This is a genomic window from Streptomyces sp. NPDC048462 (assembly GCF_043200175.1).
Taxonomy (GTDB): domain Bacteria; phylum Actinomycetota; class Actinomycetes; order Streptomycetales; family Streptomycetaceae; genus Streptomyces.
Genome location: NZ_JBICXG010000002.1, coordinates 1 through 19,728, shown reverse-complemented (window position 1 = coordinate 19,728; position 19,728 = coordinate 1). Strand labels below are relative to the sequence as shown.

The 19,728-nt window shown below is 71.3% G+C and carries 19 protein-coding genes and 1 pseudogene; 15 read left to right on the top strand and 5 right to left on the bottom strand.

Going from position 1 to position 19,728, the window contains the following annotated elements:
* Nucleotides 1-76: 76 nt before the first annotated feature.
* Nucleotides 77-1,080, top strand: a pseudogene (locus ACGFU6_RS03395) (GlxA family transcriptional regulator).
* A gap of 19 nt (nucleotides 1,081-1,099) precedes the next feature.
* Complete coding sequence (locus ACGFU6_RS03390) at nucleotides 1,100-1,735, top strand: DJ-1/PfpI family protein (protein WP_393607827.1); 636 nt, start codon at nucleotides 1,100-1,102, stop codon at nucleotides 1,733-1,735.
* A 19-nt stretch (nucleotides 1,736-1,754) separates the two neighbouring features.
* Here the strand turns inward: ACGFU6_RS03390 and ACGFU6_RS03385 are convergent, their stop codons facing one another.
* Nucleotides 1,755-2,513: an enoyl-CoA hydratase/isomerase family protein gene (locus ACGFU6_RS03385; protein WP_393607826.1), complete on the bottom strand. Its 759-nt coding sequence runs from the start codon at nucleotides 2,511-2,513 to the stop codon at nucleotides 1,755-1,757.
* A gap of 81 nt (nucleotides 2,514-2,594) precedes the next feature.
* Here ACGFU6_RS03385 and ACGFU6_RS03380 point away from each other — a divergent pair, with 81 nt between their 5' ends.
* Both ACGFU6_RS03380 and ACGFU6_RS03375 read left to right on the top strand, forming a co-directional pair.
* Nucleotides 2,595-3,263 carry an HdeD family acid-resistance protein gene (locus ACGFU6_RS03380; protein ID WP_393607825.1) on the top strand — a complete coding sequence of 223 codons (669 nt, stop codon included), beginning with the start codon at nucleotides 2,595-2,597 and terminating at the stop codon, nucleotides 3,261-3,263.
* Between the two features lie 134 nt (nucleotides 3,264-3,397).
* Entirely contained in the window at nucleotides 3,398-3,853 is a 456-nt protein-coding gene (locus ACGFU6_RS03375) for an ATP-binding protein (protein ID WP_393607824.1), read from the top strand.
* Nucleotides 3,854-3,883: 30 nt separating this feature from the next.
* Here ACGFU6_RS03375 and idi read toward each other — a convergent pair whose 3' ends face one another.
* From idi to galE, 4 genes are all read right to left on the bottom strand, one after another.
* A complete protein-coding gene (gene idi, locus ACGFU6_RS03370) occupies nucleotides 3,884-4,477 on the bottom strand; it encodes an isopentenyl-diphosphate Delta-isomerase (protein WP_393607823.1) in 594 nt (197 codons plus the stop codon).
* 139 nt (nucleotides 4,478-4,616) lie between these two features.
* Nucleotides 4,617-5,144, bottom strand: a complete 528-nt coding sequence (locus ACGFU6_RS03365) for a GNAT family N-acetyltransferase (RefSeq protein WP_393607822.1) — start codon at nucleotides 5,142-5,144, stop codon at nucleotides 4,617-4,619.
* A gap of 111 nt (nucleotides 5,145-5,255) precedes the next feature.
* Nucleotides 5,256-6,197 (bottom strand): cation diffusion facilitator family transporter, encoded by a 942-nt coding sequence (locus ACGFU6_RS03360; protein WP_393607821.1) that lies wholly within the window; start codon nucleotides 6,195-6,197, stop codon nucleotides 5,256-5,258.
* 168 nt (nucleotides 6,198-6,365) lie between these two features.
* Nucleotides 6,366-7,349: a UDP-glucose 4-epimerase GalE gene (galE, locus tag ACGFU6_RS03355; protein WP_393607820.1), complete on the bottom strand. Its 984-nt coding sequence runs from the start codon at nucleotides 7,347-7,349 to the stop codon at nucleotides 6,366-6,368.
* Between the two features lie 258 nt (nucleotides 7,350-7,607).
* Between galE and ACGFU6_RS03350 the strand changes: the two genes are divergently transcribed.
* The 11 genes from ACGFU6_RS03350 (at nucleotide 7,608) to ACGFU6_RS03300 (ending at nucleotide 19,570) form a co-directional block, all read left to right on the top strand.
* Entirely contained in the window at nucleotides 7,608-9,410 is a 1,803-nt protein-coding gene (locus ACGFU6_RS03350) for a DUF5941 domain-containing protein (protein WP_393607819.1), read from the top strand.
* Entirely contained in the window at nucleotides 9,407-10,144 is a 738-nt protein-coding gene (locus ACGFU6_RS03345; protein WP_393607818.1) for a sugar phosphate nucleotidyltransferase, read from the top strand. Before ACGFU6_RS03350 ends, ACGFU6_RS03345 begins: the two co-directional genes overlap by 4 nt.
* Nucleotides 10,132-11,193 (top strand): iron-containing alcohol dehydrogenase family protein, encoded by a 1,062-nt coding sequence (locus tag ACGFU6_RS03340; RefSeq protein WP_393607817.1) that lies wholly within the window; start codon nucleotides 10,132-10,134, stop codon nucleotides 11,191-11,193. Before ACGFU6_RS03345 ends, ACGFU6_RS03340 begins: the two co-directional genes overlap by 13 nt.
* Nucleotides 11,171-11,950, top strand: a complete 780-nt coding sequence (locus ACGFU6_RS03335; RefSeq protein WP_393607816.1) for a CDP-alcohol phosphatidyltransferase family protein — start codon at nucleotides 11,171-11,173, stop codon at nucleotides 11,948-11,950. Before ACGFU6_RS03340 ends, ACGFU6_RS03335 begins: the two co-directional genes overlap by 23 nt.
* An 8-nt stretch (nucleotides 11,951-11,958) precedes the next feature.
* The gene (locus ACGFU6_RS03330; RefSeq protein ID WP_393608349.1) at nucleotides 11,959-12,831 is read left to right on the top strand and encodes a glycosyltransferase family 2 protein; all 873 of its coding nucleotides are present in this window, start codon (nucleotides 11,959-11,961) and stop codon (nucleotides 12,829-12,831) included.
* 106 nt (nucleotides 12,832-12,937) lie between these two features.
* A complete protein-coding gene (locus ACGFU6_RS03325; protein ID WP_393607815.1) occupies nucleotides 12,938-13,867 on the top strand; it encodes an ABC transporter permease in 930 nt (309 codons plus the stop codon).
* Complete coding sequence (locus ACGFU6_RS03320; protein WP_123530546.1) at nucleotides 13,860-14,645, top strand: ABC transporter ATP-binding protein; 786 nt, start codon at nucleotides 13,860-13,862, stop codon at nucleotides 14,643-14,645. The genes ACGFU6_RS03325 and ACGFU6_RS03320 overlap by 8 nt, the downstream gene beginning before the upstream one ends.
* A gap of 446 nt (nucleotides 14,646-15,091) precedes the next feature.
* A complete protein-coding gene (gene hpnC, locus ACGFU6_RS03315; RefSeq protein ID WP_393607814.1) occupies nucleotides 15,092-16,012 on the top strand; it encodes a squalene synthase HpnC in 921 nt (306 codons plus the stop codon).
* 29 nt (nucleotides 16,013-16,041) lie between these two features.
* Entirely contained in the window at nucleotides 16,042-16,962 is a 921-nt protein-coding gene (hpnD, locus tag ACGFU6_RS03310) for a presqualene diphosphate synthase HpnD (protein ID WP_393607813.1), read from the top strand.
* Between the two features lie 119 nt (nucleotides 16,963-17,081).
* Nucleotides 17,082-18,470, top strand: coding sequence for a hydroxysqualene dehydroxylase HpnE (gene hpnE, locus ACGFU6_RS03305; RefSeq protein WP_393607812.1), 1,389 nt, complete (start codon nucleotides 17,082-17,084; stop codon nucleotides 18,468-18,470).
* Nucleotides 18,467-19,570: a polyprenyl synthetase family protein gene (locus ACGFU6_RS03300; protein WP_185092626.1), complete on the top strand. Its 1,104-nt coding sequence runs from the start codon at nucleotides 18,467-18,469 to the stop codon at nucleotides 19,568-19,570. The genes hpnE and ACGFU6_RS03300 overlap by 4 nt, the downstream gene beginning before the upstream one ends.
* Nucleotides 19,571-19,728: the final 158 nt, after the last annotated feature.

Sequence of the window (19,728 nt, the reverse complement as noted above, 5' to 3'; positions counted from 1 at the left end):
CCGAGACGCGCTATGGCAGGAAAGGTGGGGAACCCGTCATTGCGGCCATCCTGGGCCCAGGCCCAGGATGGCGGACATGAAGCAGCGATCCGTGCTCGTCGTGCTCTTCGACGGCGTCCAGAGCCTCGATGTGAGCGGCCCGATGGAGGTCTTCGCCGGAGCATCCCGGTTCCCGGAGATCTCCTACGACCTGCGCACCGCCTCGCTGGACGGCGCCCCGGTCCGCTCGTCGAGCGGCCTCACGCTCGTCCCCGACAGCAGGCTCGCGGACGCCGGAGCGGCCCACACCCTCCTGGTCCCCGGCGGCGGGGGTACCCGCCACCCCGACCCCGCCCTGATCGACTGGCTGCGCGAGCACGCCCCGCACGCGGAGCGCCTCGTCTCCGTCTGCACCGGAGCCCTGCTGCTCGCCTCGGCCGGCCAGCTGGACGGGCACCGGGTGACCACGCACTGGACGGCCTGCGACCACCTCGCCCGCACCCATCCGGCCGTCGAGGTCGACCCGGACCCCATCTTCGTGCGGGACGGCAGGCTGGCCACCTCGGCCGGGGTCACCGCGGGCATCGACCTCGCGCTGGCACTCGTCGAGGAGGACCACGGCCGGGACGTCGCGCTCGGCATCTGGTGGTCTTCCTGCGCAGGCCGGGGAACCAGGCCCAGTTCAGCGCCCAGCTTACCGCCCAGACGGCCCGCCGCGAACCGTTGCGCGAAGTCCAGCACTGGATCACCGAGCACCCCGGCGACGACCTGTCCGTCGAGGCCCTCGCCGCCCGCGCCCGGCTCTCGCCGCGCCACTTCGCCCGCGCGTTCCAGGCCGAGACCGGCATGACGCCAGGCCGGTACGTCGACCGCGTCCGCCTCGAACAGGCCCGCAGGCTGCTGGAGGACACCTCCGACGGCGTCGCCGGCATCTCGCGGATGTGCGGATACGGCACACCGGAGGCGATGCGCCGCGCGTTCGTCAAGGCGCTGGGCACCGCACCCGCCGAGTACCGCAGACGGTTCGCCCCCCGGCCGCAGGCCCCGCCCCCCGGCCGGACCGGCCCCGCCCACCCCCAGCCCCTCACCAACGGTCTCTGACCGGAAGGCAGGCAGCACCATGCGGATCGCCATCGTCCTCTTCGACCGCTTCACCGCACTCGACGCCGTCGGACCCTACGAGATCCTGTCCCGTGCCCCCGGCGCGGAGACCGTCTTCGTCGCCGAGCGCACCGGGCCCGTGCGCAACGACTCCGGCAGCCTGTCGCTGGTCGCGGAACGGACGCTCGAAGACGTCCCGGCGCCCGATCTGGTGATCGTTCCCGGTGGTCCGGGGCAGAGCGCCCAGATGTCGAACGAGACCCTGCTCGACTGGCTGCGCACCGCCGATGCCACCAGCACCTGGACGACCTCCGTGTGCACCGGTTCGCTGCTGCTCGCGGCCGCCGGACTCCTGGAGGGACGGCGCGGGACCTCGCACTGGCTCGCCCTCGACACACTGAAGGAGTACGGCGCGGAGCCGACCGGCGAACGCGTCGTCATCGACGGCAAGTACGTCACGGCCGCCGGCGTCTCGTCCGGCATCGACATGGCCCTCACCCTGCTCGGCCGGATCGCCGGGGACCGGTACGCGCAGTCCGTGCAGCTGCTGACCGAGTACGACCCGCAGCCGCCCTACGACGCCGGGTCCCCCGAGAAGGCGCCGGCCGCGATCGTCGAGGAGTGGCGCGCAAAGAGCCGTTTCATCCTGCGGTAGCGGGTCCGGCGGGCAACGGTCAGGCCCGGGACGGCCAGGTGAAGCGGGGCGCGCGCCGCTCCAGGAACGCGGCGACCCCCTCCGCGGTGTCGTCGCTGCGGCGGGCCTGGTCCGCCCAGTGGGCGTCCCGGTCCTCGCGCCCCTCGGCGAACTCCTTCGCGGCCGCCTGGGTCAGCTGCGAACGGGCCACCAGGACCCGCGTGTAGGCCCCGACCCGCGCGTCCAGCTCACCGGCCGGCAGCACCTCGTCGACCAGGCCGGTCCGCAGCGCCCGCTCCGTGCCGATCAGCTCGCCGGAGAACAGCAGGTGCTTCGCCGTCGCCGGGCCGGTCAGCGTGACCAGCCGGCGGGTCGAGGACGCGGGGTAGACGATCCCGAGCCTGGCGGGGGTGACGCCGAACGACGCGCCCTCCTCGGCGAACCGCAGATCGCAGGCCGCCGCCAGCTGGCTTCCCCCGCCCACGCAGTAGCCGCGCACCGCGGCGAGCGTCGGCCGGGGGAAGGCCGCCAGCGCCTCCTCGGCGGCCACCGCGAGCTCCTGCGGGGCGTGTGCCGGGTCGCGGAGGGAGGAGATGTCCGCCCCCGCGCAGAAGGTGTCCCCGGCGCCCGTCAGCACCAGGGCGCGCGCCGAGGGATCGGCGGCCAGATCCGCGAGCAGCACCGGCACCGACCGCCACATCGCGGCCGTCATGGCGTTGCGCTTGGCGGGATTGCTGATGACGAGGGTGGCGACGCCGTCCGCGACGGTGAGCTCCAGCCGGGGTTCCGTACGGTCCATGCGCCGGATGCTATCCGTACCGTTCGAACCTATGATCAAGAAGGGGTCACGCAGCAGGTACGCACCCCAGAGGAGCTTCCGGTGGCCGATCCCGTAAAAGAAGGCAGGAAGCTCAGCCGCAGTTTCAGCGGCCTCGCCCTGTTGGGTGCCGTACTCGTCGTCGCCGGTCTGATCGGTCTCGTCTACACCGGCGTCGCGACGCTCACCTCGATGATCCTCTTCGGCTGGCTGCTGCTGATCGGCGGCCTGGTCGGGCTGCTCCACGCGATCCAGTCGCGCGGCACCAGCTTCTTCTGGCTGGCCGTGGTGGTCGCCGCCCTGAACATCGCCGCCGGGGTCGTGGTCATCCGCCATCCGCACGGCACGGCCGAGGCGCTCACCATGTTCGCCGCCCTGCTTTTCCTGACCGGTGGGGTGTTCCGCCTCGTCGGCAGTGTCGTGGTGCGCGGCCCGCAGTTCGGCTGGACCCTGCTGCAGGGAGCCTTCGGGCTGCTGCTGGGTCTGCTGGTCCTCTTCGACTGGCCGCACAGCAGCCTCTACGTGCTCGGCTGCTTCTTCTCGCTCGCGCTGCTCTTCGACGGACTCGGGCTCATCGCGATCGGTGTGGGCGGCCGCCGGATCGTCTCCATGGTCTCGGACCAGCTGACGCCGGCCGGAGGGACGCCCGTGACGGGCCAGGACCGGACGGGGGCGGACCGGGCCGGGCCGGAGGAGGGTTCGGGAGACGAGCAAAAGCGGTCTCAGAGCTGACGTATCCGCAGCTGTCCGGTCAAGTTCTGTCGATAGGAGTCGACTTCTGCTCAGTGGTACGGACCGGACCAACTACGCCCCGCACCCTGTACTCGACGTGCAGTCACCATCGAGTGGAGAGCGGGTACCGGTCTATGGAGAGCCGCGGGAGTGTCCCCGCCGGGCCCGTGTCGTACGAAGGGGTCTGGCGGTTCACCGCCCCGGCCACGGATGTCTCCGTACCCCGGGCCAGGCACGCCGTACGCGATCTGCTGGACCGCCAGGGCGTACCCCTGGACGAGGACATCGCCCAGGGGCTGCTGCTCATCGTCTCCGAGCTGGTCACCAACGCCGTGAAGCACGCGGCACTGCTCTCCCCGGAGCTCGCCGTGGAGGTGGCGGTGGACGCCGCATGGGTACGGGTGTCCGTCGAGGACAACCACCCGTACCGTCCGACGGCGCTGGAGACCGACTACGCGCAGACGGGCGGCCGGGGGCTGCTGCTGGTGCGGGAGATCACCAGAGAGGCCGGCGGGGTCTGCGATGTGGAGCACACCGCGGGCGGCGGAAAGGTCATCTGGGCGGCGCTGCCGCTCAGCACGCGCCCCTGACCGGCCTCTCCGCGCCTGCGGCCGCCCCGGCTACCAGCCCGCGGCCGGGCCGGTCAGCTCACGGATCGCGGGCCGGGCCGCGTCCAGCACCGTCATGAACCATGCCGAGAAGGGCGCCGCGGCATGCCGCTCGGCCAGCTCCCCGGCCGACACGAAGGCCGTCTCGCCCACCTCCTCCGGATCCGGCCGCAGCCGCTCCTGGGCCATGCCCACGAAGAGGTGGTTGAACTCCTGCTCCACCAGGCCCGACGCGGGGTCGGGGTGGTTGTAGCGGACGGTGCCCGCCTCGGCCAGCAGCGAGGGGGAGACGCCCAGTTCCTCGTAGGTCCGCCGGGCGGCGGCTGCGAAGGGCGCCTCGCCCGGATACGGGTGACCGCAACAGGTGTTGGACCAGACACCGGGGGAGTGGTACTTCCCCGGGGCGCGCCGCTGCAGCAGCAGCCGGCCCTGCTCGTCGAAGAGGAACACCGAGAAGGCGCGGTGCAGTTGGCCGGGTGCCTGGTGGGCAGCGAGCTTCTCCGCCGTGCCGATGGTGGTGCCGTTCTCGTCGACCAGTTCGAGCATGATCGCTTCTGCTGTGCCGTTCGACGAGCTGTTCGCCGCGGTGGCTGGTGTGGTCGGCATACCCATCCTTCGCTGTGGTCCCGGCCCCGTGCGCCGGTCCCGTCGAGTCTGCGCAAGTCTGCCGTACAAAAGCGGCTTGTCGGCACTTCGGGCCCTGGCATGTCCGGTCCGGCGGTGTCACGGGGACCGGACGCGCAGGTCAGACCCCGAACGCCGCCGGATACTGGATCATGCCCCGGGGCACGGTTACGGAACCATCGAGGACCAGCGCCATCATCGCCTCGTCCGGTACCTCGAAGCCCGGCCGGATGCCGTACCGCGACGCGGGCACGAAGCCGAACCTCGGGTAATACTCGCGATGACCGAGCACCAGGACCAGTGACTCCCCGCGCAGTCGCGCCGCGTCGAGCGCGGCCCGCACCACCGCCTGCCCCGCGCCCCGGCGTTGGTGCCCGGGCGTCGTGGCCACCGGGGCAAGCGCCAGCGCGGGTGCGTCCCCGACCCGGCAGCGGGTCAGCAGGGCGTGGGCGGCCACGGAACCGTCGGCCGCGTCGGCGACGAAGGAGAGACCGGGCAGCCAGGCCGCCGGGTCCTCGCGCAGAGCGTCCACCAGATCGGCCTCGGCGCGGGTCTCGAACGCGGCGACGTTCACCGCGTGCACGGCGGCGATGTCCGCAGGCGTCTCGGGTCGGGCCGTCCAGTGCCGGGGCTGATGGGTTTCGGTCAAGACGAGGAACCTTTGATCGAGTGTGGATTCCACCGTACATCGGCGATTCCGGCGGTCTCCCGGCGGCTGTCGTGCGCTGTCGCCCGCCCGCGCGCACGGGTCCTCACGTGCTCAGCGGCACAGCTTCGCCTCGTGCTCGGCGTGCCCGCTCGGCTCCAGCTGGAAGGTGCAGTGCTCGACGTCGAAGTGGTCGCCGAGGCAGCCCTGCAGCTCGTGCAGGAGCTTCTCGTGCCCGATCGAGTCGAGCAGCTCCTGGTGCACCACCACATGGGCGGACAGCACCGGCATGCCGGAGGTGATCGTCCACGCGTGCAGGTCGTGGACGTCCAGCACCCCGGGCAGGGCCGTGATGTGGTCGCGCACCTCACTCATGTCGACGCCCTTGGGCGCCGACTCCAGCAGGACGTTCAGGGTCTCCCTGAGCAGCTTCACCGTACGCGGAACGATCATGAGGCCGATGAGCAGCGAGGCGATCGGGTCGGCGGCCTGCCAGCCCGTGGCCAGGATGATGCCCGCCGAGATCAGCACGGTCACCGAACCGAGGGTGTCCGCGAGCACCTCCAGATAGGCGCCCCGCACGTTCAGGCTGTCCTTCTGGCCGCGCATCAGCAGCGACAGCGACACCATGTTCGCCACCAGGCCGACCAGGGCGAAGGCGATCGTCAGCCCGCCCTTGGTCTCGGCCGGGCTGACGAACCGCTCGACCGCCTCGAAGAGGAGGTAGCCGCCGACCCCGAGCAGCATCAGACAGTTGGCCAGCGCGGCGAGGATCTCGGCGCGGGCGTAGCCGAAGGTGCGGTTCGGCCCGGCCGGCTTGTTGGCGAAGTGGATCGCCAGCAGGGCCATGCCCAGGCCCAGCGCGTCGGTCGCCATGTGGGCCGCGTCGGCGATCAGTGCCAGGGAGCCGGAGACCAGCCCGCCGACGATCTCCATCACCGTCACGGTGAGCGTGATGCCCAGCGCGATCCGCAGCCGTCCTTGGTACGCGGCGGCCGCGGTGCCGGTGGGTGCGGGGCCGCCGTGCGTATGTCCGTGGTCGTGCCCAGCCCCCATGGGGACGCCTCCCGGTCGTCGCGCGGGCCCGGACGCTTTTCGCCCGGGCAATGCCAGTGAACTACGGGCGGGGGGTATCGGGCAACACGGCAGTGAACACCGTTGCCAACTACTCTGACCTGCGGAAATGGCCGCATGTCAGAGCGTCGGACGAGCCCTTGGGGCAGCTCATGGGGCGGGCGGCGCGGGGTGGTGCAGCAGCCAGCCCCGCCAGGCCGACCCGACCATCTCGCGGACCCCGCGCCGGGCCTTCCAGCCCAGTTCCCCCCAGATCCGGTCACAGGACGCCACCGCCTTGGAGGCGTCGCCGGGCCGCCTCGGTCCGAACTCGGGCCGCCGGTTGAGGCCGGTGACCTCCGTCACCAGATCCGCCAGCTCGCGTACCGAGACGCCCTCGCCGCGTCCGATGTTGACGGTCAGGTCACCGGGGCCGTCCTGGGCGCCGAGGCGCCGGGCGACCGCCAGGTGCGCGTCGGCCAGGTCCGAGACGTGGATGTAGTCGCGGATGCAGGTGCCGTCCGGGGTGGCGTAGTCGTCACCGAAGATCAGCGGGGCCTCGCCGCGGGTGAGCCGGTCGAAGAACATCGGGATCACGTTGAAGACGCCGGTGTCCGAAAGCTCGGGCGCGGCCGCGCCCGCCACGTTGAAGTAGCGCAGGCACCCGGTGGACAGGCCGTGCGCCCGCCCGGCCGCCCGCACCAGCCACTCCCCGGCGAGCTTCGTCTCCCCGTACGGGTTGATCGGCAGGCAGGGGGCCTCCTCGGTGATCAGCTCCGCCTCCGGCACGCCGTACACCGCGGCCGACGAGGAGAACAGGAAACTCCGCACTCCGGCGGCCGCGACGGCCTCCAGCAGGACGGTCAGCCCGCCGATGTTCTCCCGGTAGTACAGGAGCGGCTTCCCGACGGACTCGCCGACCTGCTTCTTCGCCGCGAGATGGATCACACCGTTCACGTCGTGCCCGGCCAGCACCCGGTCCAGCAGCGCGCGGTCGGACGTCGAGCCCCGGACCAGCGGGACCCCGTCCGGCAGCCGGTCCGGACTGCCGGACGAGAGGTCGTCGAGAACGACCACCCGCTCACCGGCTTCCCCCAGGGCCCGCACCACATGTGCCCCGATATAACCCGCTCCGCCTGTGATCAGCCATGTCATGCGCGCCACCCTATGGGCAGGCCCACCGCGTTTTGTCAGGCGAGGCCGCCATCGACGATGATGATCGCGGGCGGCGCCGCATGATCCAGGCCCACCCGGAACGGAGCATAAACGGGCAGTGAACTCCCGGTTCCGTTCATCCGATAGCCTCTGCCGACATGCCGCCGGCCCGCATCGGGGCCGTGCCGTCGAGCGCCGACCCGTGTCAGCACCAAGGAGTGAGTTCGTCTGTCGACCGCCATTCTCACAGGTGCTCCGGTGCCCGGATCGTCCATCGAGGACGATCTGCGGTCACTGGGCTTCGACGTACAGGTCGCCGCCGATGTCAGTGAGGCCGCGCGGCTGCTGTCCGACGTTCCCGTCGACAGCCGGGTCGCGCTCGTCGACCCCCGTTTCGTCGGCCACGTCCACGCCCTGCGGCTCGGACTGACCGACCCCCGATTCCCCGCCGCCACCGTGCCCGGCGCGCTCACCGTGCAGTCCGAGGCGCGCGACGCCCTGGTCCACGCCCTGAGCAGCACCAGCAAGGCGGTCGGCGCCGGCGTTCCCACCGGCCCGCCCGGCGGCACCGCCACGGTCACCGACCGCACCGTGCCCGGCCGGCTCGCCCTCACGATGGACGCCGAGGGCACCGCTGTGCAGCGTCCGGAGCTCGGTTCGCTCGTCGCGGCCGTCCCGGCCGACGACGGCGCCCGCGCGGCCGGGCTCGCCGCGGTCGCCGCCGTCGACGACGAGGCGATCCGGCTGCGCAGCGCTGTGAAGGCCCGCGACGGCTTCTTCACCACGTACTGCATCAGCCCGTACTCGCGCTACCTCGCCCGCTGGTGCGCGCGCCGCGGATTCACCCCCAACCAGGTCACCACGGCGTCCCTGCTGGCCGCCCTGGTCGCGGCCGGCTGCGCGGCCACCGGCACCCGCGGCGGATACGTCGCCGCCGGCCTGCTGCTCCTCTTCTCCTTCGTCCTGGACTGCACCGACGGGCAGCTCGCCCGCTACTCGCTCCAGTACTCGACGCTGGGCGCCTGGCTCGACGCCACCTTCGACCGGGCCAAGGAGTACGCCTACTACGCGGGCCTCGCGCTCGGCGCGGCCCGCGGCGGCGACGACGTCTGGGTACTGGCGCTCGGCGCGATGGTGCTCCAGTCCTGCCGCCATGTCATCGACTTCTCGTTCAACGAGGCGAACCACGACGCGGTGGCGAACTCCAGCCCCACGGCAGCCCTCTCCGACAAGCTGGACAGCGTCTCCTGGACGGTCTGGCTGCGCCGGATGATCGTGCTCCCGATCGGTGAGCGCTGGGCGATGATCGCCGTACTGACCGCGTTCACCACACCCCGGATCGTCTTCTACGCACTGCTCGTCGGCTGCGCCTTCGCGGCCTGTTACACCACGGCGGGCCGGCTGCTGCGCTCGCTGACCCGCAAGGCCCGGCGCACGCCCCGGGCCGCGCAGGCCCTCGCGGACCTCGCCGACTCCGGCCCGTTCGCCCAGCTGGTGGCGGCCGTCAGCCCCCGGATCCCGGGCGCCTGGGCCGCCCCCGTGCTCGCGGTCGTCGGAGCGGGCGCGCTGATCGCGGCCGCGCTCCAGCAGCCCTTCGGCAGCGGGCAGATGATCATCGCCGCCGTCTTCTACACGGTCTGCTCCGGCCTGGCCGTCGCCCGCCCCCTCCTGGGCGCACTCGACTGGCTCGTCCCCCCGGTGTTCCGGGCCGCCGAGTACTGCACGATCCTCGCGCTGGCCGCCCGCAGCGACATCGACGGGGCGCTTCCCGCGGCCTTCGGACTCGTATCGGCGGTCGCCTACCATCACTACGACACGGTGTACCGCATCCGGGGCGGCACCGGCGCGCCGCCCCGGTGGCTGGTCCGCAGCATCGGCGGACACGAGGGCCGGATCCTGGCGGTGGCCGTACTCGCGGCCGTACTCACCGGAGACCAGGGGTTCACCCTGGCACTCACCGCTCTCGCCGTGGCCGTGGCCCTGGTCGTGGTGGTGGAGTCCATCCGCTTCTGGGTGTCCTCCGGAGCACCCGCCGTTCACGACGAAGGAGACCCCGCATGATCGGCCTCGTACTGGCAGCGGGCGCGGGACGGCGCCTGCGCCCCTACACCGACACGCTCCCCAAGGCGCTCGTGCCGGTGGACGGCGAGAAGACCGTTCTCGATCTCACCCTGGCCAACTTCGCCGAGATCGGCCTCACCGAGGTCGCGATCGTCGTCGGCTACCGCAAGGAAGCCGTCTACGACCGAAAGGAGGAGCTGGAGGCCAGGTACGGCCTCAAGATCGTCCTCGTCGACAACGACAAGGCCGAGGAGTGGAACAACGCCTACTCCCTGTGGTGCGCCCGCGAGGTCCTCAAGCGCGGTGTGATCCTCGCCATCGGCGACACCGTCCACCCGGTCTCCGTCGAGCGGACCCTGCTGGACGCCCGGGGCAGGGGCCAGAAGATCATCCTCGCCCTGGACACGGTGAAGACCCTCGCCGACGAGGAGATGAAGGTCATCACCGACGGCGACAAGGGCGTGCGGCGGATCACCAAGCTGATGGACCCGGCCACCGCGACCGGCGAGTACATCGGCGTCACCCTCATCGAGGCCGAGGCCGCCGAGGAGCTGGCCGACGCGCTCAAGGCGACCTTCGAGCGCGACCCGGACCTGTACTACGAGGACGGTTACCAGGAGCTCGTCAACCGGGGCTTCACCGTCGACGTGGCCCCGATCGGTGAGGTCACCTGGGTCGAGATCGACAACCACGACGACCTCGCGAAGGGCCGGGAGATCGCGTGCCAGTACTGACCCGGCTCATCCCCTCCCCGGTCTTCGTCGACATCAGCCGGGGCGCCATGGACGACCTGGCCGGCCTCCTGGCCGACCAGCGGATCTCCGCCTCCGGCAAGCTCGCGATCGCGATCAGCGGCGGCTCGGGCCAGGCCCTGCGCGAGAAGCTCGCCCCGGCCCTGCCGGGCGCCGACTGGTACTGCGTCGCGGGCGGCAACATCGACGCCGCCGTGCAGCTGGCCGACGACATCAAGGGCAAGCGCTACGACGCCGTGGTCGGCCTCGGCGGCGGCAAGATCATCGACGTGGCGAAGTACGCCGCGGCCCGGGTCGGCCTGCCGCTGGTCTCCGTCGCCACGAACCTTGCCCACGACGGCCTCTGCTCACCGGTCGCGACCCTGGACAACGACAACGGACGAGGCTCCTACGGGGTCCCGATGCCGATCGCCATGGTCATCGACCTCTCGGTGATCCGCCAGGCCCCGGTGCGTTTCGTGCGCTCCGGCATCGGCGACGCGATCTCCAACATCTCCGCGATCGCCGACTGGGAGCTCTCGCACCAGGTCAACGACGAGCAGATCGACGGACTGGCCGCCGCCATGGCCCGTACCGCCGGCGAAGCGGTGCTGCGCCACCCCGGCACCGTCGCGGACGACGAGTTCCTCACCGTTCTCGCGGAGTCGCTCGTGCTCTCCGGCATCGCCATCTCGATCAGCGGCGACACCCGCCCCTCGTCCGGCGCCTGCCACGAGATCAGTCACGCCTTCGACCTGCTCTTCCCCAAGCGGGCCGCGAGCCACGGCGAGCAGGTCGGCCTCGGCGCGGCCTTCGCCATGCACCTGCGCGGAGCCCGCGAGGAATCGGGCCTCTTCGCCGAGGTCCTGCGCCGGCACGGCCTTCCGGTCCTGCCCACGGAGATCGGCTTCACCGCCGACGAGTTCGTGCAGGCCGTCGACTACGCCCCGCAGACCCGTCCGGGACGCTTCACGGTCCTGGAACACCTCAGCCTGTCCACCGACCAGATCAGGGACGCGTACGCCGACTATGCCAAGACCATCAGTAGCTGAACTTCGCCCGGTCGTTCACCCCCCGGGCGTCAAGGACCGGCGCAGCGGTGAGCACTGGGCGGGCCGGATCTACATGCGCGAGGTCTCGCTGCGTGTGGACCGGTACCTGGTCAACACCAAGGTCACGCCCAACCAGCTGACCTACCTGATGACCATCGCGGGGGTGCTCGCCGCTCCGGCCCTGCTCGTCCCGGGCATCACGGGCGCGCTGCTCGGCGTGCTCATGGTCCAGCTGTACCTGCTGCTCGACTGCGTCGACGGCGAGCTGGCCCGCTGGAAGAAGCAGTTCTCGCTGGGCGGCGTCTACCTGGACCGGGTCGGCGCCTACCTCTGTGACGCGGCCGTGCTCGTCGGCTTCGGCCTGCGCGCCGCCGACCTGTGGGGCAACGGACGGATCGACTGGCTGTGGGCCTTCCTGGGGACGCTCGCTGCCCTGGGCGCCATCCTGATCAAGGCCGAGACCGACCTCGTCGGTGTCGCACGCCACCAGGGCGGGCTGCCGCCGGTCAAGGAGGCGGCCTCCGAGCCGCGCTCCTCCGGCATGGCCTTCGCCCGCCGGGCCGCCGGCGCGCTCAAGTTCCACCGGCTGATCCTCTGTGTCGAGGCCTCGCTGGTGATCCTGGTCGTGGCCGTCCTGGACGCGGTCCGGGACGACCTCTTCTTCAGCCGCCTCGCGGTCGCGGTGCTGGCCGGCATCGCCCTGCTGCAGACCCTCCTCCACCTCGTGTCGGTCCTGGCATCGAGCAGGCTGAAGTGAGCACCCCCATGAAACTCGGCGCGGTCATCATCACGATGGGCAACCGCCCGGCCGAGCTGCGCGCCCTGCTCGATTCGGTCGCCAAGCAGGACGGCGACCGGATCGAGGTGGTCGTCGTCGGCAACGGTTCCCCCGTACCGGACGTCCCCGCGGGCGTGCGCACCGTCGAGCTGCCCGAGAACCTGGGCATCCCCGGCGGCCGCAACGTCGGGATCGAGGCCTTCGGGCCGTCCGGCGCGGACGTGGACGCGCTGCTGTTCCTGGACGACGACGGGCTGCTGCCGCTCACCGACACCGCCGAGCTGTGCCGGCAGGCCTTCGAGGCCGATTCCAAGCTCGGCATCATCAGCTTCCGCATCGCCGACCCGGACACCGGTGACACCCAGCGCCGCCACGTGCCCCGGCTGCGGGCCGCCGACCCGCTGCGCTCGTCCCGGGTGACGACGTTCCTCGGCGGCGCCAACGCCGTGCGCACCCGGGTCATCGCGGAGGTCGGCCCGCTGCCGGGCGACTTCTTCTACGCGCACGAGGAGACCGACCTCGCCTGGCGGGCGCTGGACGCCGGCTGGCTGATCGACTACCGCGCCGACATGGTGCTCAACCACCCCACCACGGCCCCGTCCCGGCACGCCGTCTACCACCGCATGGTGGCCCGCAACCGGGTCTGGCTGGCCCGCCGCAACCTGCCCGCGCCCCTGGTCCCCGTGTACCTCGGGGTGTGGCTGCTGCTGACGCTGCTCCGCAAGCCGTCGGGACCGGCACTCAAGGCCTGGTTCGGCGGTTTCCGGGAGGGCTGGTCGAAGCCCTGCGGACCGCGACGCCCCATGAAGTGGCGTACGGTGTGGCGGCTGACGCGACTAGGCCGCCCTCCGGTCATCTGAGAGGCTCGCCTCTGGGACCATGAGGCGTATTTTTCTATTCGGGACCTGTCCGCCCTGAGCCGCGCCCGCGACTGGCTGCGCATTTTGAATACGAGAGTCTTATCTGGTGAGTGACACAACCCATGATGGTGCGGTCGCGCTGAGCACCCCGCCATCGGCAGACGACGGCCTGAGCTCGGCCGAGCTGGCAGCGAAGTACGGTCTGACGGTGAGCGGAGCCCGGCCGGGGCTCTTCGAGTACGTGCGCCAGCTCCGCGGGCGACGCCACTTCATCATGGCGTTCTCCCGGGCGAAGCTGACCGCTCAGTACAGCCAGGCCAAGCTGGGCCAGCTGTGGCAGGTGGCCACCCCGCTCCTGAACGCCGCGGTCTACTTCATCATCTTCGGCCTGATCCTCGGCACCAAGAGGGGCATTCCGCAGGATGTCTTCATCCCGTTCCTGGTGACCGGGGTCTTTGTCTTCACCTTCACCCAGAGCTCCGTGATGGCGGGCGTCCGGGCCATCGCCGGCAACCTCGGTCTGGTCCGCGCGCTGCACTTCCCCCGTGCCTCGCTGCCCATCTCGTTCTCGCTGCAGCAGCTCCAGCAGCTGATGTACTCGATGATCGTGCTGGTCGCGGTGACCGTCGGTTTCGGCAGCTACCCGCGGCTCTCGTGGCTGCTGGTGATTCCCGCCCTGGTGATGCAGTTCTTCTTCAACACCGGCCTCGCGCTGATCATGGCGAGGCTCGGTGCCAAGACCCCCGACCTGGCACAGCTGATGCCGTTCGTCATGCGAACCTGGATGTACGCGTCGGGCGTCATGTTCTCCATCCCGGTGATGCTCGCCGACAAGCCGTCCTGGATCGCTGATGTGCTGCAGTACAACCCCGCGGCCATCTACATGGACCTGGTCCGGTTCGCGATGATCGACGGCTACGGCTCCGAGAACCTGCCGTCGCACGTCTGGCTGGTCGGGCTCGCCTGGGCGCTCCTGGTGGGCGTCGCGGGATTCGTGTACTTCTGGAAGGCAGAGGAACGGTACGGCCGTGGCTGAGGACAACACCGGGGGGCGCGTCCCCACCGTGATCGCCGACGACGTGCACATCGTGTACCGCGTCAACGGCGGCGGCGGTGGCAAGGGCGGCGCCACCGCGGCACTGAGCCGGATACTGCGCCGCGGCAAGGGCGAGGAGCGCGGGATCCGCAAGGTGCACGCCGTGCGCGGCGTGTCCTTCACCTCCTACCGGGGCGAGGCGATCGGTCTCATCGGGACCAACGGCTCCGGGAAATCGACCTTGCTGCGGGCCATCGCGGGGCTGCTCCCGACCGAGCGGGGCAAGGTCTACACCGACGGCCAGCCCTCGCTGCTCGGGGTGAACGCGGCCCTGATGAGCGATCTGACCGGCGAGCGCAACGTCGTCCTCGGCGGACTCGCCATGGGGATGAGCCGCGAGGAGATCCGGGAGCGGTACCAGGACATCGTCGACTTCTCCGGGATCAACGAGAAGGGCGACTTCATCACCCTGCCGATGCGGACGTACTCCTCGGGCATGGCGGCCCGGCTCCGGTTCTCGATCGCGGCCGCCAAGAACCACGACGTCCTCATGATCGACGAGGCGCTGGCGACCGGTGACCGGAAGTTCCAGATCCGTTCCGAGGCGCGCATCCGGGAGCTCCGCAAGGAGGCCGGCACCGTCTTCCTCGTCAGTCACAGCAACAAGTCGATCAGGGACACCTGCGACCGGGTGCTGTGGCTGGAGAAGGGCGAGCTGCTGATGGACGGTCCGACCGAAGAGGTCCTGAAGGCGTACGAGCGGGAGACCGGCAAGTAGCGTCTGTCCCGTCCACCGCACCGTGGCGGCCCCCGCCGGATCAGTCCGGCGGGGGCCGCCACACGCGTTCCGGACGGGGGTCCGGACGCCGGGCGTCCACGGTTCGTCGTACGCGCCCCGGCAAGATCTCCTCCCGCCGGATGACGTCAATCCAGGTGCGCACGGGGAAAGTTGGCACGGCACGGCGCGCACTCGGCAGGTGTCCCGCACCCCGGCGTATCGATGAGCGTTGTACAACGTAAGCTGTACCGGTGCTGATTCGTTGCAAGTGGGGCGATACCGCCTGAGTGGAAGGCTCATGGGGGTCCTCCGCACTGGGGAGGGCGGGCGGCGTGTCCGGAATGGGTTGTTTTGGGTCGGCAGTGTAGAACGGGAGATGTGACGGCTATGACGGATAATCTCCAGCTCCGAGGTGCTCACGCCGTCCCCGTGCAGGGCGGTCCGCAGTGACGCGAGCCCGCCCGACGCGGCTTGATTCCGCCGTACCCGGAACCCTTGACAAGGCCGCCGACGAGAATTTCCCGGTGGCTCCGTTCTTTCTGCCGCGCGCCTGGCGCGACGATCTGATGGCCGTCTACGGCTACGCCCGGCTCGTCGACGACATCGGTGACGGCGACCTCGCCCCCGGCGGCGACGACGCCCGCCGGCTCGGTCTCGACCCGGCACAGAGCGAGGACCGCCTCGCCATGCTCGACGCGCTGGAGACCGACCTGCGCCGGGTCTTCGCCACCACCGGTGAGACCCCGCACCACCCCCTCCTGCAGGCGCTCCGCCCCACCGTGCGGCGCCGCACGATGACCCCCGAACCCTTCCTCGGCCTCATCGAGGCCAACCGGCAGGACCAGAAGGTCCGCCGTTACGGGACGTACGAGGAGCTGCTCGGCTACTGCGAGCTCTCCGCCAACCCCGTCGGCCACCTGGTACTCCAGCTCACCGGGACCGCGAGCCCCGAACGCGTCCGCCGCTCCGACGCCGTGTGCACCGCACTGCAGATCGTCGAGCACCTCCAGGACGTCACCGAGGACCTCGGCCGGGACCGCATCTACCTGCCGGCCGAGGACATGGCAAGGTTCCATGTGGCCGAATCTGATCTGGCGGCCCCCAGCGGGGGCGCATCGGTGCGGGCACTGGTCGCGTACGAGGCGGAACGCGCCGGAGATCTGCTGAATGAAGGCACCCCTCTGGTGGGTAGCGTCCACGGCAGGCTCAAGCTGCTCCTCGCCGGCTTCGTCGGAGGGGGGCGTGCCGCCCTCACCGCGATCGCGGCCGCCGGGTTCGACGTACTGCCCGGACCGCCCAAGCCCACCAAGCCCAGCCTGCTGCGCGAGGTGGGAGTTGTCTTGCGAAGAGCGCGTAGAGAGGGGTGAGCCGGACCGTGGAGGGACAGACGACGTACATGTCGGCACCGGTACAGGCCGCATACAGTTACTGCGAGGCGGTCACCGGACAGCAGGCGCGGAACTTCGCGTACGGCATCAGGCTGCTGCCGGCCGAGAAGCGACAGGCCATGTCGGCGCTGTACGCCTTCTCCCGTCGTGTCGACGACATCGGTGACGGTGAGCTGGAGCCGGAGACCAAGCGCGTCCGCCTGGAGAGCACCCGCACCCTCCTGGACCGGGTGCGCAACGGTGAGGTCGACGAGGACGACACCGATCCGGTGGCCGTCGCGCTCGCCGACGCCGCCCGCAGGTTCCCGTTGCCGCTCGAGGGGCTCGACGAGCTCATCGACGGTGTGCTGATGGACGTGCGCGGCGCGACCTACGAGACGTGGGACGACCTCAAGATCTACTGCCGGTGCGTCGCGGGCGCCATCGGCCGTCTCAGCCTGGGTGTCTTCGGTACGGAGCCCGGCGCACCCGGCTCGGAGCGCGCCGCGGAGTACGCCGACACGCTCGGCCTCGCGCTCCAGCTGACCAACATCCTGCGCGACGTCCGCGAGGACGCGGGCAACGGACGCACCTACCTGCCCGCCGACGACCTGGCCAAGTTCGGCTGCTCCGAGGGCTTCCACCGGGCCACCCCGCCGCCGGGCTCGGACTTCGCCGGACTGATCCACTTCGAGGTCCGGCGCGCCCGCGCCCTGTTCGCCGAGGGCTACCGGCTGCTGCCGATGCTGGACCGCCGCAGCGGTGCCTGTGTGGCGGCGATGGCGGGGATCTACCGCAGGCTCCTGGACCGGATCGAGCGCGACCCCGAGGCGGTGCTGCGCGGCCGGGTCTCGCTGCCGGGCCACGAGAAGGCGTACGTGGCGGTGCGCGGCCTGTCCGGTCTGGACGCCCGCTACATTTCGCGCCGGACCGCCAGGGGGCGTGTCTGAATGCGCCTCGCGGACATCTCGCGCACCATGAGCACCATGGATGATCAGTGCGGGCGGCGGGCAACCCTCGGTCGTACCGCTGCGTCCCTGACGGGAAAGAACTGGCGAGAGGGGGATTCATGACGGATGACGGCCTGCGCTCCTCCCGGGCCGTGGTGATCGGCGGCGGGCTCGCCGGCATCACCTCGGCCCTGCGCCTCGCCGACGCCGGGCTTGACGTGACCCTGCTCGAAGGGCGGCCCCGGCTCGGCGGCCTCGCCTTCTCCTTCCGGCGCGGCGAACTGACGGTCGACAACGGCCAGCATGTCTACCTGCGCTGCTGCACCGCCTACCGCTGGTTCCTGGACCGTGTCGACGGGGCCCGGCTCGCCCCTCTGCAAAACCGTTTGGACGTGCCCGTTCTCGACGTCGGACGGCCAGCCGGACCCCGACTCGGACGGCTGCGCCGCAACGGCCTGCCGGTCCCGTTCCACCTCGCCGCCGGACTCGCCGGATACCCGCACCTCTCGCTCACCGAGCGGGCGGGCGTCGGGCGCGCCGCGCTGGCCCTGGGCCGGCTCGACCCGGACGATCCGGCACTGGATGACACCGACTTCGGCAGCTGGCTCGCCCGGCACGGCCAGTCGCCGCGCACCATCGAGGCGCTCTGGGACCTGGTCGGCGTCGCCACGCTCAACGCCACCGCGCCGAACTCCTCGCTCGCGCTCGCCGCGAAGGTCTTCAAGACCGGCCTCCTCTCCGAGCCGGGCGCGGCCGACATCGGCTGGGCGAGCGTCCCGCTCGGCGACATCCACGACACGCTGAGCCGCAAGGCCCTGGACGCCGCCGGTGTCCGCACCGAACTCCGGACGAAGGCCTCGGCGCTCACCCGCGGCGACGACGGACGCTGGGTCGTCGACACCGGGGCCGAGCGGATCGAGGCGGACACCGTCGTGCTGGCCGTGCCGCAGCGCGAAACGTACGACCTGCTGCCCGAGGGCGCGCTCGACGCGCCGGAGAAGCTGCTGGAGATCGGCAGCTCACCGATCCTCAACGTGCACGTGGTCTACGACCGCAAGGTGCTGCGGCGGCCGTTCTTCACCGCGCTCGGCTCGCCCGTCCAATGGGTCTTCGACCGCACCGAGGCCTCGGGCCTCACCGGACCCGGGCAGTACCTCGCGGTCTCACAGTCCGCGGCGGACGAGGAGATCGACCTGCCCGTCGCCGAACTGCGCGCACGCTACCTGCCCGAGCTGGAGCGGCTGCTGCCGGCCGCCCGCGGTGCCGGGATCAGGGACTTCTTCGTCACCCGGGAGCGGACGGCGACCTTCGCACCCGCCCCCGGAGTCGGCCGGCTGCGGCCCGGGACCCGTACCGGGGCCCCCGGCGTCTTCCTGGCCGGCGCATGGACCGCCACCGGCTGGCCCGCCACGATGGAGGGCGCCGTCCGCAGCGGTGCCGGCGCAGCGGACGCCGCACTCCTGGCACTCGGCCGCCCCCACGAACATCCGCTGCAGGAGGCGGCATGAGCAGTACCACCGGAACAAGAGGAGAGTCAGTGACCCCGGCGAATCCGGCTTCCGACACCGTGGCGGACACCACGGACGTCACCGCGCTTCTGGAGCGCGGACGGGCCCTTTCCACGCCGGTGCTCCGGGCCGCCGTTGACCGGCTCGCACCGCCCATGGACACCGTGGCCGCCTACCACTTCGGCTGGATCGACGCCCAGGGCAGGCCCGCCGACGGCGACGGCGGCAAGGCCGTGCGCCCGGCGCTGGCCCTGCTGTCCGCGGAGGCGGCCGGCGCCGCCGCCGAGGCCGGTGTCCCCGGCGCCGTGGCCGTCGAACTCGTGCACAACTTCTCGCTGCTGCACGACGACCTGATGGACGGCGACGAGCAGCGGCGCCACCGCGACACGGTGTGGAAGGTGCACGGCCCCGCCCAGGCGATCCTGGTCGGCGACGCGCTCTTCGCGCTGGCCAACGAGATCCTGCTGGAGCTCGGGACGGTCGAGGCGGGCCGCGCGGCCCGGCGGCTGACCTCGGCCACCCGCAAGCTCATCGACGGGCAGGCCCAGGACATCTCCTACGAGCACCGCGAGCGGGTCACCGTCGAGGAGTGCCTGGAGATGGAGGGCAACAAGACGGGTGCCCTGCTCGCCTGCGCCTGCTCCATCGGCGCGGTGCTCGGCGGCGCCGACGACCGTACCGCCGACGTCCTGGAGGCCTACGGCTACCACCTGGGCCTCGCCTTCCAGGCGGTCGACGACCTGCTCGGGATCTGGGGCGACCCGGAGTCCACGGGCAAGCAGACGTGGAGCGATCTGCGCCAGCGCAAGAAGTCCCTGCCGGTCGTCGCCGCGCTTGCCGCGGGCGGACCGGCCTCCGAGCGCCTGGGCGAGCTGCTCGCCGCCGACGCGAAGAGCAGCGACTTCGACAGCTTCTCCGAAGAGGAGTTCGCCGCCCGTGCGGCACTCATCGAGGAGGCGGGCGGCCGCGAGTGGACCGCTCAGGAGGCGCGTCGTCAGCATGCGGTCGCCATCGAGGCGCTGCACGGTGTCGACATGCCCGAAACCGTGCGGGCGCAGCTCACGGCGCTCGCTGACTTCGTCGTCGTACGAAAGAGATGATCGCCATCTGTTCCATATGACTCGCAGTCGCCGGGCGGGGGGCCCCCCCGCCCCCCGCCCCCCGCGACCCCAGCCCACCAGAGGACCCACAGCACGGAGGGGGAGCCAAGACACCGACGACCGCCCGAAGCACCCGGGGGGTGGTTACCCCCGCAGCC

Coding starts and splice junctions, on each gene's coding strand:
- ACGFU6_RS03390 (WP_393607827.1), top strand. CDS start 1,100: ATGCGGATCGCCATCGTCCTCTTCGACCGCTTCACCGCACTCGACGCC.
- ACGFU6_RS03385 (WP_393607826.1), bottom strand. CDS start 2,513: ATGGACCGTACGGAACCCCGGCTGGAGCTCACCGTCGCGGACGGCGTC.
- ACGFU6_RS03375 (WP_393607824.1), top strand. CDS start 3,398: ATGGAGAGCCGCGGGAGTGTCCCCGCCGGGCCCGTGTCGTACGAAGGG.
- idi (WP_393607823.1), bottom strand. CDS start 4,477: ATGCCGACCACACCAGCCACCGCGGCGAACAGCTCGTCGAACGGCACA.
- ACGFU6_RS03360 (WP_393607821.1), bottom strand. CDS start 6,197: ATGGGGGCTGGGCACGACCACGGACATACGCACGGCGGCCCCGCACCC.
- galE (WP_393607820.1), bottom strand. CDS start 7,349: ATGACATGGCTGATCACAGGCGGAGCGGGTTATATCGGGGCACATGTG.
- ACGFU6_RS03345 (WP_393607818.1), top strand. CDS start 9,407: ATGATCGGCCTCGTACTGGCAGCGGGCGCGGGACGGCGCCTGCGCCCC.
- ACGFU6_RS03335 (WP_393607816.1), top strand. CDS start 11,171: ATGCCAAGACCATCAGTAGCTGAACTTCGCCCGGTCGTTCACCCCCCG.
- ACGFU6_RS03330 (WP_393608349.1), top strand. CDS start 11,959: ATGAAACTCGGCGCGGTCATCATCACGATGGGCAACCGCCCGGCCGAG.
- hpnD (WP_393607813.1), top strand. CDS start 16,042: ATGTCGGCACCGGTACAGGCCGCATACAGTTACTGCGAGGCGGTCACC.
- hpnE (WP_393607812.1), top strand. CDS start 17,082: ATGACGGATGACGGCCTGCGCTCCTCCCGGGCCGTGGTGATCGGCGGC.
- ACGFU6_RS03300 (WP_185092626.1), top strand. CDS start 18,467: ATGAGCAGTACCACCGGAACAAGAGGAGAGTCAGTGACCCCGGCGAAT.